Genomic DNA, 15859 nt, shown 5'->3' on the forward strand with positions numbered 1-15859 from the left:
TTTTTGCGGGACTTTCATGAGCCAGACCATCACACCCGGGCAATTGCAACAATGGCTGTTCGACGGCCAGGAAATCGCCCTGTTCGACGTACGCGAGCACGGCCAATACGGCGAGGCCCATCTGTTCCACGGGGTGAACCTGCCCTATAGCCGCCTGGAGCTGGAAGTGCAGCGCCTGGCGCCGAATCCTCAGGTGCGCCTGGTGATCTACGACCAGGATGGCGGCGCTGTGGCTGCGCGCACGGCGTTGCGCTTGCAGGCGTTGGGCTACAGCCATGTGCATGTGCTGCAAGGCGGCGCGGACGGTTGGCAGGCAGCCGGCTTGCAACTGTTTGCCGGGGTGCATGTGCCGTCAAAAGCCTTTGGCGAGTTGGTGGAAGAGGCCAGCCATACGCCTCATGTCACCGCGCAGCAACTGGCGGACTGGCAGGCCACGGGCGAGCCGCTGGTGGTGCTGGACGGCAGGCCGTTCGATGAATACCGCAAGATGACCATCCCGGGTTCCATCTGCTGCCCCAACGGTGAGCTGGGCTACCGCGTGCACGACCTGGTGCCGGATGAAACCACGCCGATCGTGGTCAACTGCGCCGGTCGTACCCGCAGCATTATCGGCGCCCAGACGTTGATCAATCTGGGCGTGAAGAACCCGGTGTATGCGTTGGAAAACGGTACCCAGGGTTGGTACCTGGCGGACTTCAAGCTGGAACATGGCAGCACCCGGCGTTATGCCGATCAGGTCTCCACTGATCTGGCGCAGCAGCGCGAGGCCGCTCGGCAATTGGCGGAGCGCGCCGGGGTGGTCAGCGTCGCGGCGGAGCAGGTTCGTCAATGGGTGGCAGATTCGGCCCGTAGCCTGTTCCTGTGCGATGTGCGCACCGCCGAAGAGTTTGCCGCCGGCAGTCTGCCGGGGGCGCAACATACCCCGGGCGGGCAGTTGATTCAGTCCACCGACCTGTACATCGGCGTGCGTCAGGCGCGGGTGGTGCTGGTGGACAGCGACGGCGTGCGTGCGCCGATTGTCGCCAGTTGGCTGCGGCAGTTGGGGCATGAGGCGTATGTGCTGGAAGAGGGGGTCCAGAGTGGGCTGGCGCTGCCGGTCACGCGGGCGGTCCCGTTCAAGGCATTGCCATTGATCTCGGCACAGGCGCTGTCGGATGCCTTGAGCGATAACGCGGTAGACCTGGTGGACCTGCGCCCGAGCATGACCCATCGCAAGGGCCGGATTGCCGGTTCGCGCTGGTCGATTCGTTCGCTGTTGACCGCCGGTGTGCGCCCGTTGGTGCTGCTGGCTGATGACCCGGCACTGGCGGCTTTTGCCGTGCTGGAGTTGGGCGAGGACGTGCGTTTGCTCGACGGCGGCTATGCCGCGTGGGTCGCTGCCGGGTTGCCGGTGATTGAGGACGCACAAACCCCACCGGATCATCAGTGCATCGACTTCCTGTTCTTCACCCACGACCGCCACAGTGGCAACAAGGACGCTGCCCGCCAATACCTGGCCTGGGAAATCGGCCTGCTGGCGCAGATGAGCGAGGCGGAAATCGCCAGTCTCAAACCATTGGCCCCGGCGTCGCGGGTGCGGACCCGGCTGATTCATGCGGCGCGTACCGAAGGCGGCAATGGCGGTCGGGCGGTGAACGTCCCCATCACCCGACTGAGCACCGTGCTGTTCGACAACCTGGCCCAGATGCGCGATGCGCGTTCCCGACGTGACAGCGAGCGTGTCCTGAGCTACGGCGCGCGTGGCAATCCCACCGCGTTTGCCCTGGAAGACCTGGTCACCGAGCTCGAGGGCGGCTACCGCACACGGTTGTATGGCTCCGGCCTCGCTGCAGCGGCGCAGACGTTCCTGGCCTACTTGCGGCCCGGCGATCACGTGCTGATCACCGACGCGGTGTATTCGCCGGTGCGCAAGCTGGCTCGCGAGTTCCTCCGGCCGTTCGGTATCGAAGTCAGCTATTTCACCCCGGACGGCAGCGGCCTGGAAGCGCAGCTTCAGGCCAACACCAAAATGGTCTACGCCGAAACGCCCGGTTCACTGCTGTATGAACTGTGTGACCTGCCCGCGATTGCCGCCCTGTGCAAGCCGCGTGGGATTCTGCTGGCGGTGGACAACACCTGGGGCTCGGCCTACCTGTACCGCCCGCTGGCGTTGGGCGCCGACATCTCGATCATGGCCCTGACCAAATACCTCGGCGGCCACAGCGACGTGATGATGGGCAGCGTCTGCACCACGCAAGCGGCATGGCCGGCCCTGGCAAAAATGAGCGACACCTTTGGCAATGCGGTCAGCGCCGACGATGCTTACCTGATCCTGCGTGGCGCGCGCACCCTGGCTTCCCGGCTGGATGTGCACGAGCGTCAGGCGCTGGCGATTGCGCAATGGTTGCAGGTGCAGCCGCAGGTCAAGCGGGTATTTCATCCGGCCTTGCCCGAGCACCCAGGGCATGCGCTGTGGAAGCGTGATTTCAGCGGCAGTAATGGTTTGCTGTCGTTTGAACTCAACAGCGCGGACGGCGGTTATGTCGAACGGTTTATCGACGGCTTGCGGCTGTTTGGCCTGGGTGCGTCCTGGGGCGGCTTTGAGAGCCTGGTGACCCTGGCCGACACCCAGGATCGCCAGAGCGCTGCCGACCGTGGACTGAACCCGGTGGTGCGTCTGCATGTGGGGCTGGAGGATGTGGAAGCGTTGATCGAGGATTTGCAGCGGGGGTTCGTGGTGGCGGGGCGTTGAGCTGCGCTCCATGACAATTTGCGTCCGACCATAGGTGCCCATCGAACTTTGTGTTTAACTTCGGCACCTGAAATTCGTTTCACTACCACCACTAGAAGGATTCCGTTCATGGCTCAAGTTACCCTCCGAGGCAACCCTGTCCAGGTCGAAGGCGATTTGCCGAAAGTCGGCGCCAAGGCGCCAGACTTCACCCTGACTGCTGGCGATCTGTCTGACGCAACCCTGGCAACCTTTGCCGGCAAGCGCAAAGTGCTGAACATCTTCCCAAGCGTTGATACCCCGACCTGCGCCACTTCGGTTCGCAAGTTCAACGCTCAGGTCAACGACGTGAGCAACACCGTGGTGCTGTGCATCTCCACTGACCTGCCATTCGCCCAGGCGCGTTTCTGCGGTGCCGAAGGCCTGGAAAACGTGAAGAACCTGTCGGACTTCCGTGAGGCGGCATTTGCTGTCGACTACGGTGTTGCGCTTGCTGATGGCCCGCTGCGCGGCCTGACCGCCCGTGCCGTCGTGGTGCTGGACGAAAATGACAACGTGCTGCACAGCGAACTGGTCAGCGAAATCGGCCAAGAGCCGAACTACGAAGCAGCCCTGGCTGTTTTGAAGTAACTGTTGCTACGCATTACTGTCGTTTTGCAGTAACACGCGTGATGCAGTATTACGGCCTGGCCTAGTCCAGGCCGTTTTTATTTGTGCTTCAGACGCTTAGCCGGATAGCGAATGGACTAAGCAAAGAAGTTAAAAGTTGTAATCCAAGGTAAATAGCCGGTAAAGGCGCTTTTCTTAACGCGCCCCAGTGCTTATCTTTCAGCCTCCCAAAGAAGAAGCTCTCGCGCCCAATGGTTGATCACTCCATGCAATCCACCCCTCGTCACTCCCGTCGCTGGCTGTTCGGCCTGCTCGTGCTGCTGGTTATTGCCGGCCTGTGCTGGAAATTCTGGCCCGGCAGCCATAAAGACAGCGCCGAGAAAAAGCCCGCCGGGCATGCCGGCAAGTCGGGCATGATGCGCCCGGGCTTTGGTGGTGCTACCGGCCCGGTGCCGGTACGTGTGGCGCCTGCGGTGCTGGGTGAGTTCCCGGTTTACTACAAGGCGTTGGGCACGGTCACCGCATTGAACACCATCAATGTGCGCAGCCGGGTAGGGGGAGAGCTGGTCAAGATCGCCTTTGAAGAAGGGCAGATGGTCAAGGCCGGTGACCTGCTGGCGGAAATCGACCCGCGCAGTTACCAGAATGCCTTGCTCCAGGCCCAGGGCACGTTGTTGCAAAACCAGGCCCAGCTGAAAAACGCCCAGGTCGACGTGCAGCGTTATCGCGACCTGTATGCCCAGGACAGTATCGCCAAGCAAACCCTGGACACCGCCGAAGCGCTGGTGCTGCAGTACCAGGGCACGGTCAAGACCAACCAGGGCGCGGTGGATGACGCCAAGCTCAACCTCGAATTCACCAAGATCCGCGCCCCGATTACCGGGCGTGTCGGCCTGCGTCAGGTGGACGTGGGCAACCTCGTCGCCGCCAACGACACCACCTTCCTGGCCGTGATCACCCAGACCCAGCCCATCAGCGTGGTCTTCACGCTGCCGGAAAACACCCTGGAAACCGTACTGGCGCGTTATCACGCCGGCAACAAGCTGCCGGTGGAAGCCTGGGACCGTGGCGATGTGGCCCTCAAGGCCCGCGGCGTGTTGCAGAGCCTGGACAACCAGATCGACGTCACCACCGGCACCCTGAAATTCAAGGCACGCTTCGATAACAAGGACCAGGCGCTGTTCCCCAACCAGTTCGTGAATGTGCACCTGCTGGCCGACACCCTGCACAACGTGGTGCTGGCACCGTCGGCGGCGATCCAGTTCGGCAACACCGGCACCTTTGCCTACGTGCTCGATGGCGACAAGAAGGTCAAGGTGCGCCCGCTGGTGATCGGTGATTCCGACGGCGACAACACCGTGATCAAGGAAGGCCTGGCCGCCGGCGACCGCGTGGTACTCGAAGGCACCGACCGCTTGAAAGACGGCAGTGAAATCGAAGTGGTCAACGACAGCAACGAGGTGCCGACCACCCCGACCGAACACCTCCAGGGCCAACCGGCAGCCAAGACGCAGCAAGGCCCGGCTGATGCCGGCAAGGCGCAAAAGGGCGGCGCATGAACCTCTCGCGGCTGTTCATCCTTCGCCCGGTAGCCACTACCCTGAGCATGCTGGCCATTATTTTGGCCGGCGTGATCGCCTACCGCCTGTTGCCGGTGTCGGCCTTGCCCCAGGTGGATTACCCGACCATCCGGGTGATGACCCTGTACCCCGGCGCCAGCCCGGACGTGATGACCAGCGCGGTGACGGCGCCCCTGGAGCGCCAGTTCGGGCAAATGCCCGGCCTGACCCAAATGGCGTCCACCAGCTCCGGCGGCGCCTCGGTGCTGACCCTGCGCTTCAACCTCGACATCAATATGGATGTCGCCGAGCAACAGGTGCAGGCTGCGATCAACGCCGCCACCAACCTGTTGCCCAAGGACTTGCCGGCGCCGCCGGTGTACAACAAGGTCAACCCGGCGGACACCCCGGTGCTGACCCTGGCCATCACCTCCAAGACCATGCTGTTGCCCAAGCTCAATGACCTGGTCGACACCCGCATGGCGCAGAAGATCGCGCAGATCAGCGGCGTCGGCATGGTCAGCATCGCCGGCGGCCAGCGCCAGGCGGTGCGGATCAAGGTCAACCCCGAGGCCCTCGCGGCCAACGGCTTGAACCTCTCGGACGTGCGCACCCTGATCGCCGCCTCCAACGTCAACCAGCCCAAGGGTAACTTCGACGGCCCCACGCGGGTCTCGATGCTTGACGCCAACGACCAGTTGGTCTCGCCCAAGGAATACGCCGAGCTGATCCTGGCCTACAACAACGGCGCGCCGTTGCGGCTCAAGGATGTGGCACAGATCGTCGATGGCGCCGAGAACGAACGCCTCGCCGCCTGGGCCAACGAAAACCAGGCCGTGCTGCTGAACATTCAGCGCCAGCCCGGGGCCAACGTCATTGAGGTGGTGGACCGGATCAAGGCACTGTTGCCGAGCATCACCGACAACCTGCCGGCCGGCCTGGACGTAACGGTGCTCACCGACCGTACCCAGACCATCCGGGCGTCGGTCACGGACGTGCAACACGAATTGCTGATCGCCATCGCCCTGGTGGTGATGGTGACGTTCCTGTTCCTGCGCCGTTTCAGCGCGACCATCATTCCGTCCATCGCCGTGCCACTGTCCCTGGTGGGCACTTTTGGGGTGATGTACCTGGCCGGCTTCTCCATCAACAACCTGACGCTGATGGCCCTGACCATCGCCACCGGCTTTGTGGTGGATGACGCCATCGTGATGCTGGAGAACATCTCCCGCTATATCGAGGAGGGCGAGACCCCGCTCAATGCAGCGCTCAAGGGCGCCAAGCAGATCGGCTTCACCCTGATTTCCCTGACCCTGTCGCTGATCGCGGTATTGATCCCGTTGCTGTTCATGGCCGATGTGGTGGGGCGCCTGTTCCGTGAATTCGCCATCACCCTGGCGGTGGCGATCCTGATTTCCCTGGTGGTGTCCCTGACCCTCACGCCGATGATGTGCGCGCGGTTGCTCAAGCGTGAACCCAAGGAAGAGGAACAGGGCCGTTTCTACAAGGCCAGCGGCGCCTGGATCGACTGGCTGATCGAAGCCTACGGGCGCAAGTTGCAGTGGGTGCTCAAGCACCAGCCGCTGACCCTGCTGGTGGCCATCGCCACCCTGGGCCTGACGGTGGTGCTGTACCTGGCGGTGCCCAAGGGCTTCTTCCCGGTGCAGGACACCGGCGTGATCCAGGGCATTTCCGAAGCGCCACAGTCGATTTCCTTTGCGGCCATGAGCCAGCGCCAGCAGGAGTTGGCGAAGATCATCCTCGAAGACCCGGCGGTGGAGAGCCTGTCCTCCTATATCGGGGTGGACGGTGACAACGCCACCCTGAACAGTGGCCGCTTGCTGATCAACCTCAAGCCCCACGGCCAACGGGACCTCAGCGCAGCGCAGATCATCACGCGCCTGCAGCCGCAGCTGGACAAGCTGGTGGGTATCCGCCTGTTCATGCAGCCGGTGCAGGACCTGACCATTGAAGACCGTGTGAGCCGCACCCAATACCAGTTCAGCATGTCCTCGCCGGACGCCGAGTTGCTGGCCCTGTGGAGCGACAAGCTGGTACACGCCCTCAGCCAGTTGCCGGAACTTTCCGATGTTGCCAGCGACCTGCAGGACAAAGGCCTGCAGGTGTACCTGGTGATCGACCGCGACGCCGCTTCGCGCCTTGGCGTGACGGTGTCGACCATCACCGATGCGCTGTACGACGCCTTCGGCCAGCGGCAGATTTCCACGATCTATACGCAGGCCAGCCAGTACCGCGTGGTGTTGCAGGCCCAGTCGGGTGAAACCCTCGGCCCGGCCGCCCTGAACCAGATCCATGTGAAAACCACCGACGGCGGCCAGGTACGGCTGTCGAGCCTGGCCCATGTGGAACAGCGCCAGGCCCAGTTGGCGATCGCGCATATCGGGCAGTTCCCGGCGGTGATGATGTCGTTCAACCTGGCCCCCGGCGTGGCGCTGGGCAAGGGCGTGGAACTGATCAACCAGACCCAGAAAGACATCGGCATGCCGGTGGGCGTGCAGACCCAGTTCCAGGGCGCGGCCCAGGCGTTCGAGGCGTCGCTGTCGAGCACCTTGCTGCTGATTCTGGCGGCGGTGGTGACCATGTACATCGTGCTGGGTGTGCTCTACGAGAGCTACATCCACCCGATCACCATTCTCTCGACCCTGCCGTCGGCAGCGGTAGGGGCCTTGCTGGCCTTGCTGCTCAGTGGCAACGACCTGGGCATGATCGCGATCATCGGCATCATCCTGCTGATCGGTATCGTGAAGAAGAACGCGATCATGATGATCGACTTCGCCCTCGACGCCGAGCGCAACCAGGGCCTGGACCCGCAAACCGCGATCTACCAGGCGGCGCTGCTGCGCTTCCGGCCGATCCTGATGACCACCCTGGCCGCGCTGTTCGGTGCCGTGCCGTTGATGCTTGCCACCGGCTCCGGTGCGGAGCTGCGCCAGCCCCTGGGCCTGGTGATGGTCGGCGGGCTGCTGGTGAGCCAGGTATTGACCCTGTTCACCACCCCGGTGATCTATCTGTATTTCGACCGCCTGGGGCGTCGCTGGCGCAAAGAGCCGGTGCGTCTGGAGCCGGTTGAGTCATGAACCTGTCCGGACCTTTCATTCGCCGGCCCGTAGCGACCATGCTGTTGAGCCTGGCGATCATGTTGCTGGGCGGCGTGGCCTTCAACCTGTTGCCGGTGTCGCCGCTGCCGCAGATCAACTTCCCGGTGATCGTGGTATCCGCCAGCTTGCCCGGGGCCAGCCCCGAGGTCATGGCCTCCACGGTGGCGACGCCGCTGGAGCGCTCCTTTGGCGCCATTGCCGGCATCACCACCATGAGCAGTTCGTCGAGCCAGGGTTCGACCCGGGTGATCCTCGCGTTCGACTCCGACCGCGACATCAACGGCGCGGCCCGGGAAGTGCAGGCGGCCATCAACGCGTCGCGCAACCTGTTGCCCAGCGGCATGCGCAGCATGCCCACCTATAAGAAGGTCAACCCGTCCCAGGCGCCGATCATGGTGTTGTCCCTGACGTCGGACGTGTTGCCCAAGGGCCAGCTGTACGACCTGGCCTCGACCATCCTGTCCCAAAGCCTGTCCCAGGTGCCGGGCGTGGGTGAAGTGCAGATCGGCGGCAGCTCCTTGCCTGCCGTGCGGATCGAACTTGAACCCAAGGCCCTCGACCAGTATGGCGTGGCCCTGGACGATGTGCGCAACACCATTGCCAACGCCAACGTGCGCCGGCCCAAGGGCTCCCTGGAAGACAGCGAGCGCAACTGGCAGATCCAGGCCAACGACCAGTTGGAAAAGGCCAAGGACTACGAACCGCTGTTGATTCGCTACCAGAACGGCGCAGCCCTGCGCCTGGGCGACGTGGCCAAGATCAGCGACGGCGTGGAGGACCGCTACAACAGCGGCTTCTTCAACAACGATTCGGCGGTGCTGCTGGTGATCAACCGCCAGTCCGACGCCAACATCATCGAGACGGTCAAGCAGATCAAGGCCCAGTTGCCGGCGTTGCAGGCGGTATTGCCGTCCAGCGTCAAGCTGAACCTGGCCATGGACCGTTCGCCCGTGATCACCGCCACCCTGCATGAAGCCGAGATGACGCTGCTGATCGCCGTGGCGCTGGTGATCCTGGTGGTGTACCTGTTCCTCGGAAACTTCCGCGCCTCGTTGATTCCTACCCTGGCGGTGCCGGTGTCCCTGGTGGGCACCTTTGCCGTGATGTACCTGTTCGGCTTTTCCCTGAACAACCTGTCGCTGATGGCGTTGATCCTTGCCACCGGCCTGGTGGTGGACGATGCCATCGTGGTGCTGGAGAACATTTCCCGGCATATCGATGACGGCGTGCCACCGATGAAGGCGGCGTACCTGGGGGCCCAGGAAGTCGGGTTCACCCTGCTGTCGATGAACGTTTCGCTGGTGGCAGTATTCCTGTCGATCCTGTTCATGGGCGGGATCGTCACCAACCTGTTCCGCGAATTTTCCATCACCCTGGCGGCGGCGATCATGGTCTCGCTGGTGGTGTCGCTGACCCTGACCCCGATGCTCTGCGCCCGTTGGCTCAAGCCTCATGTCCCAGGGCAGGAAACCGGCTTGCAGCGCTGGAGCGAGAAGGCCCACACGCGCATGGTCGCCGGCTACGCCCGCAGCCTCGACTGGGTGCTGCGCCATCGGCGCCTGACCCTGCTCAGCCTGTTGATCACCATCGGGGTCAACGTGGCGCTGTACGTGGTGGTGCCGAAAACCTTCATGCCCCAGCAGGACACCGGCCAGTTGATCGGTTTTGTGCGCGGCGATGACGGGCTGTCGTTTGGCGTGATGCAGCCGAAGATGGAGATCTTCCGTCAGGCCGTGCTCAAGGATCCGGCGGTGCTCAGCGTGGCCGGTTTTATCGGCGGCAACAACGGCACCAATAATGCGGTGATGCTGGTGCGGCTCAAGCCCATCAGCGAGCGCAAGATTTCTGCCCAGGGTGTGATCGAGCGGCTGCGCAAGGATGTGCCGCTGGTACCGGGCGGGCGCTTGTTCCTGATGGCTGACCAGGACCTGCAGTTTGGCGGCAGCCGCGACCAGTCCAGTTCGCAATATTCCTACATCCTGCAAAGCGGTGACCTGGCGGCCTTGCGCCTGTGGTACCCGAAAGTGGTCGAGGCGTTACGCGGGTTGCCGGAACTGACTGCCATCGATGCCCGTGAAGGCCGTGGCGCCGCGCAGGTGACGCTGGTGGTCGACCGTGACCAGGCCAAGCGCCTGGGCATTGATATGAGCATGGTCACGGCGGTGTTGAACAACGCCTATAGCCAGCGGCAGATTTCCACCATCTATGACAGCCTCAACCAGTACCAGGTGGTGATGGAGGTCAATCCGAAATATGCCCAGGACCCGATCACCCTCAATCAGGTGCAGGTGATAACCGCCACGGGCGCCCGCGTCCCGTTGTCGACCATCGCGCATTACGAAAACAGCCTGGCCGATGACACGGTGCGACATGAAGGGCAGTTCGCTTCGCAGAACATCGCGTTCGACATGTCACCCGGTGTCACGGTGGAGCAGGGCACTGCGGCCATCGAGCGTGCCGTTGCCAAGGTCGGCTTGCCGGAGGAAGTGATTGCCAAGATGGCCGGCACCGCCGATGCCTTCGCCGCCACGCAAAAAGGCCAGCCGTTCATGATCCTCGGTGCGCTGGTGGCGGTGTACCTGGTGCTGGGGATCCTCTACGAGAGCTACATTCACCCGCTGACCATCCTCTCGACCTTGCCCTCGGCAGGTGTCGGCGCGCTGTTGTCGATCTACGTGCTGGGAGGCGAGTTCAGCCTGATTTCCCTGCTGGGGTTGTTCCTGTTGATCGGGGTGGTGAAGAAAAACGCGATCCTGATGATCGACCTGGCGCTGCAACTGGAACGCCACGACGGCATGAGCCCGCTGGAATCGATTCGCGCCGCCTGCCTTGTGCGGTTGCGGCCGATCCTGATGACCACCCTGGCGGCGATCCTTGGCGCCTTGCCGTTGCTGCTCAGCACTGCCGAAGGCGCGGAAATGCGCCAGCCGCTGGGCCTGACGATTATCGGCGGCCTGGTGGTCAGCCAGATCCTGACCCTTTACACCACGCCTGTGGTTTACCTTTATCTCGACCGCCTGCGCCACCGTTTCAACGGTTGGCGCGGAGTGCGTACCGATGCTGCCCTGGACACTGCGCTATGACCGATCCAACGTTTCCCTCCGTGCAACGTCTGGCCATGACTCGCGGCTCCAGGCTGCTGAGCCTGGCCCTGTGCGGCGCGATGCTCAGCGCCTGCGCCGTCGGCCCGGATTACAAGCGCCCCGAGCTGACCGAGCCTGCCCAGTACAAGGAGGCCGAGGGCTGGCGCCAGGCGGCGCCCAGCGACTCGTTGGCCCGGGGGGCCTGGTGGGAGCTGTATGGCGACAAACAACTCAATGAGCTGGTAGAGAAACTCAACAGCTCCAACCAGACCGTGGCCCAGGCCGAGGCGCGTTATCGCCAGGCTGCATCGCAGGTGCGCAGTGCCCGTGGGGCGTTCTTCCCGACCGTCGACCTGAGTGCCGGGAAAACCCGCGCCAGCCAGGGCACCGGCAGCAGTAACGCCAGCCTGAGCAGCTCCAGCAGCGGTATCCGCGACACCTTGAACACCCAATTGGGCGTGAGTTGGGAAGCCGATATCTGGGGCAAATTGCGCCGGGGCCTGGAAGCCAATGAAGCCAGCGCCGAAGCGAGCGCGGCAGACCTGGCGGCGATGCGCCTGAGCCAGCAATCGGAGCTGGTACAGGATTACCTGCAACTGCGGGTGATGGACGAACAGACCCGTTTGCTGCAAGCCACGGTGGACACCTACCAGCGCTCCCTGCAAATGACCCAGAACCAATACCGCGCCGGCGTTTCGGGCAAGGACGCCATCGCCCAGGCCCAGACCCAGCTGAAAAGCACCCAGGCCAGCATGATCGACCTGATCTGGCAGCGCGCGCAGCTGGAAAACGCGATCGCCGTGCTGATCGGTGTGCCGCCGGCCAACTTCAACCTGGCGGTGAGCAAGGACATCCCGGCCCTGCCGCAGATTCCGGTGAGCCTGCCGTCGCAACTGCTGGAACGCCGCCCGGATATCTCCCAGGCCGAGCGCTCGGTGATCGCCGCCAACGCCAACATCGGCGTGGCCAAGACCGCCTATTACCCGGACCTGACCCTGAGCCTGGCCGGTGGCTATTCCAGCAGCACCTACGCCGACTGGATCAGCCTGCCGAACCGCTTCTGGTCGGTGGGGCCGAAACTCGCCATGACCCTGTTTGACGGCGGCCAGCGTTCGGCGGAAGTCGACCGCGCCGAAGCGTCCTACGATGAAACCGTGGCCAAGTACCGCCAGACCGTACTCGACGGTTTCCGCGAGGTGGAAAACTACATGGTCCAGCTCAAGGTCCTGGAAGACGAGGCGGTGGTCAGCAACGAAGCCCTCGATGCCGCCCGGGAATCCCTGCGCCTGACCCAGAACCAGTACAAGGCCGGTTTGATCGCGTATCTCGATGTGGTCACCGTGCAAGCCACGGCCCTGAGCAACGAGCGCACGGTGCTGACCCTGCTGCAAACCCGGCTGGTGGCCAGTGTGCAGCTGATCGCCGCATTGGGCGGTGGTTGGGACGGGCAGATGCAGTTGAGCGACAAGAAATAAGCACGTCACAATCCCTGTGGGAGCTGGCTTGCCTGCGATGGCATCACCTCGGTGTAACTGAAAAACCGAGTTGTCTGCATCGCAGGCAAGCCAGCTCCCACAGTTGATCCTGGTGTTTAGTGAGTCAGGTGTTTGACGTCAAATTGCCAGTAATGGCTATACGACAATATTTCAGGTGTACAAGAATTATTCTCGCTACAATCCCTGACTTTTCAGCCCGGCACGGATGCCGTTCGGCCCATTGGTCACGAGAAGTCCCATGCTCACCGGTAGTTATTCCCCCGCCCTTGTCCTGATTTCCTTGTTTGTCGCGATCCTCGCGTCATATACCGCGCTGGACCTCACCGGGCGCATTGCCACGGCCAAGGGCCGCGCGGTGTACCTGTGGATGGGCGGCGGTGCGCTGGCGATGGGCGTGGGCATCTGGTCGATGCACTTTATCGGCATGCTCGCCTTTCGCCTGCCCATCAGCCTGGGCTATGACGTCGACATCACGGCGCTGTCATTGCTGATCGCAATCCTTTCCAGTGGTTTTGCCTTGTGGCTGGTGAGCCAGCCGCGCTTGCCGGCGTGGCAGCTGGCCTTTGGCGCGTTGATCATGGGCGCCGGCATCAGCGCCATGCACTACACCGGCATGGCCGCCATGCGCATGACCCCCGGCATCGACTACGACCCCACGCTGTTCACCGCCTCGTTGCTGATTGCCGTCGGGGCGTCGGCGGCGGCCTTGTGGATTGCCTTCAACCTGCGGCGCAACACGCCATACGTGCGCTTGGCCCGGGGCGGGGCGGCGATGGTGATGGGCGTGGCAATCGTTGGCATGCACTACACCGGCATGGCCGCCGCGCGGTTCGCCGATGGCAGTTTTTGCGGCGCGGCCCTGAACGGCCTGAGTGGAAAAGGCCTGGACAACCTGGTGCTGGTGACCACCCTGGCGGTGCTGAGCATTGCACTGCTGACGTCTCTGCTGGACGCCCGCCTGGAAGCCCGCACTGCGGTGTTGGCCGATTCCCTGACCCAGGCCAACCAGGAACTCACCCACCTGGCCCTGCATGACATGCTCACTGGTTTGCCCAACCGCACCTTGCTCGCTGACCGGATTCAGCAAGCCATACAGCGGGTGAACGAAGAGGCCGGCTGCTTCGCATTGATGTTTATCGACCTGGACGGCTTCAAACCGGTGAACGACGCGTTCGGTCACCACATGGGCGACCAGCTGTTGCAGCAAGTCGGCCTGCGCCTGCGGGAAGACTTGCGCAGCCATGACACCCTGGCCCGTATCGGCGGTGACGAGTTCGTGTTGCTGGTGCAATTGGGCCAGCCTGACGATGCGTTGCGCCTGGCCGAGCGCCAGGTGGGCCTGATCAACCAGGCTTTTCGCGTGGCCGAGCATGAGCTGAAAATCTCCGCGAGCATCGGCATCGCGCTGTTCCCCGGCAACGGCGGCACGCCCCAGGAATTGCTGATGAACGCCGACGCGGCGATGTATCACGCCAAGGGCATGGGCAAGAACGGCTACAGCTTTTTCGACATCTCCATGAACACCAACGCGCGCAAGCAACTGCAACTGCTGCAGGATTTGCGCAACGCCGTGGAGCACGAGCAGTTCCGGTTGTATTACCAGCCCAAGTTCGACGCCATCAGCGGTCGCCCGGTGGGCGCCGAGGCGTTGCTGCGCTGGGAGCACCCGCAACAGGGCCTGTTGTTGCCCGACAAGTTTATCGAGCTTGCGGAAAAAACCGGGTTGATCATTCCCATCGGCGACTGGGTGCTCAATGAAGCCTGCCGCCAGATGCAGGTGTGGTACGCCCAGGGCTATCGCGACTGGCGCATCGCGGTGAATCTTTCGGCGTTGCAGTTCTGCCATGCCGGCTTGGTGAAGAGCGTTGCCAATGCCCTGGAGCGCCACCGCTTGCCGGCCAACAGCCTGACCCTGGAAATCACCGAAACCACCGCTATGAGCGATGCCGATGCGAGCATGACGGTGTTGCAGAAGCTCTCGGACATGGGCGTCGACCTGTCCATCGACGACTTTGGCACCGGTTATTCGAGCCTGATGTACCTCAAGCGCCTGCCGGCCAACGAGCTGAAAATCGACCGGGGGTTTGTGCGCGACCTGGAGCATGACAGCGACGACGCCGCCATCGTCTCGGCCATCGTCGCCCTCGGCCAGGCCCTGGGCTTGCGTATTGTCGCCGAAGGGGTCGAGACCGACTCCCAGCAAAGCTTCCTCACGCGCCTGGGCTGTGATTCGTTGCAAGGTTATCTGCTGGGGCACCCGTTGCCGGCCGAGGGGTTCATGGCCGATATCCAGCGCGCCGAACACGTGGTGAGTGCACATTCGGCGACGTGAGCCCATGCAAAACCTGCAGGGCGCGGGTAGTATTGGATCCATCAGCTCACGTTGAATCAGGAGACCTTACACATGGACAAAGTCGTCGTCATCACCGGTGGCAGTCGTGGGATCGGCGCCGCCACGGCGTTGCTGGCCGCTGCCCAGGGCTATCGCATCTGCATCAACTACCAGGCCGATGAAGAAGCTGCCCATCGCGTACTTGAGCAAGTGCGCGCCCTTGGCGCCCAAGCAATTGCGGTGCGGGCCGATGTCAGTATCGAAGATGAAGTGATCGCCCTGTTCCACCGGGTCGATACCGAATTGGGCCGGGTGACGGCGCTGGTCAACAATGCCGGGACCGTGGGGCACAAGTCGCGGGTGGATGAGATGTCCGAATTCCGCATCCTGAAGACTCTGCGGACCAACGTGTTGGGCCCCATCCTGTGTGCCAAGCACGCGCTGCTGCGCATGTCGCCCAAGCATGGCGGGCAGGGCGGCAGCATCGTCAACGTTTCGTCGGCCGCTGCGCGCCTGGGTTCACCGGGGGAATATGTGGATTATGCCGCGTCCAAGGGTGCCCTCGACACCTTCACCCTCGGGCTTTCCAAGGAAGTGGCAGGTGAGGGGATCCGGGTCAATGGCGTGCGTCCCGGCTTTATCTTCACCGACTTCCACGCCCTGAGCGGCGACCCTGATCGGGTCAGCAAGCTGGAGCCGGGGATTCCCATGGCCCGTGGCGGGCGTGCGGAAGAAGTGGCGGAAGGGATTATCTGGCTGCTGTCGGACAAGGCGTCCTATGCCACCGGGACCTTTATTGACCTGGCGGGTGGTCGATAAAGTTGTAGCGTCTGTCCGGGCCTCATCGCGGGCAAGCCCGGCTCCCACATTTGATCTGCATTGTCAGAAAGAATGCATTCCAATGTGGGAGCCGGGCTTGCCCGCGATGACGTCAGTGGCCTTCACACAGCT

At 63.1% G+C, this 15859-nt stretch carries 8 protein-coding genes; all 8 read left to right on the forward strand.

Annotated features, from left to right (window positions below):
• Nucleotides 1-16 precede the first annotated feature (16 nt).
• Nucleotides 17-2731, forward strand: coding sequence for a cystathionine beta-lyase (gene metC, locus V3W39_RS18450; protein ID WP_330213086.1), 2715 nt, complete (start codon nt 17-19; stop codon nt 2729-2731).
• Between the two features lie 108 nt (nt 2732-2839).
• Complete coding sequence (gene tpx / locus V3W39_RS18455) at nt 2840-3340, forward strand: thiol peroxidase (protein ID WP_177041708.1); 501 nt, start codon at nt 2840-2842, stop codon at nt 3338-3340.
• 230 nt (nt 3341-3570) lie between these two features.
• Nucleotides 3571-4878 carry an MdtA/MuxA family multidrug efflux RND transporter periplasmic adaptor subunit gene (locus V3W39_RS18460; RefSeq protein ID WP_177114633.1) on the forward strand — a complete coding sequence of 436 codons (1308 nt, stop codon included), beginning with the start codon at nt 3571-3573 and terminating at the stop codon, nt 4876-4878.
• Nucleotides 4875-7976 carry an MdtB/MuxB family multidrug efflux RND transporter permease subunit gene (locus V3W39_RS18465; protein WP_177041712.1) on the forward strand — a complete coding sequence of 1034 codons (3102 nt, stop codon included), beginning with the start codon at nt 4875-4877 and terminating at the stop codon, nt 7974-7976. The genes V3W39_RS18460 and V3W39_RS18465 overlap by 4 nt, the downstream gene beginning before the upstream one ends.
• Entirely contained in the window at nt 7973-11080 is a 3108-nt protein-coding gene (locus V3W39_RS18470) for an efflux RND transporter permease subunit (protein WP_177076487.1), read from the forward strand. The genes V3W39_RS18465 and V3W39_RS18470 overlap by 4 nt, the downstream gene beginning before the upstream one ends.
• The gene (locus V3W39_RS18475; protein ID WP_330213087.1) at nt 11077-12555 is read left to right on the forward strand and encodes an efflux transporter outer membrane subunit; all 1479 of its coding nucleotides are present in this window, start codon (nt 11077-11079) and stop codon (nt 12553-12555) included. The genes V3W39_RS18470 and V3W39_RS18475 overlap by 4 nt, the downstream gene beginning before the upstream one ends.
• A 259-nt stretch (nt 12556-12814) precedes the next feature.
• A complete protein-coding gene (locus tag V3W39_RS18480; protein ID WP_330213088.1) occupies nt 12815-14908 on the forward strand; it encodes a putative bifunctional diguanylate cyclase/phosphodiesterase in 2094 nt (697 codons plus the stop codon).
• Nucleotides 14909-14980: 72 nt separating this feature from the next.
• Nucleotides 14981-15727: an SDR family oxidoreductase gene (locus V3W39_RS18485; RefSeq protein ID WP_177041720.1), complete on the forward strand. Its 747-nt coding sequence runs from the start codon at nt 14981-14983 to the stop codon at nt 15725-15727.
• Nucleotides 15728-15859 lie beyond the last annotated feature (132 nt).

The organism is Pseudomonas sp. Z18(2022), assembly GCF_036346535.1.
Taxonomy (GTDB): Bacteria; Pseudomonadota; Gammaproteobacteria; order Pseudomonadales; family Pseudomonadaceae; genus Aquipseudomonas; species Aquipseudomonas yamanorum_A.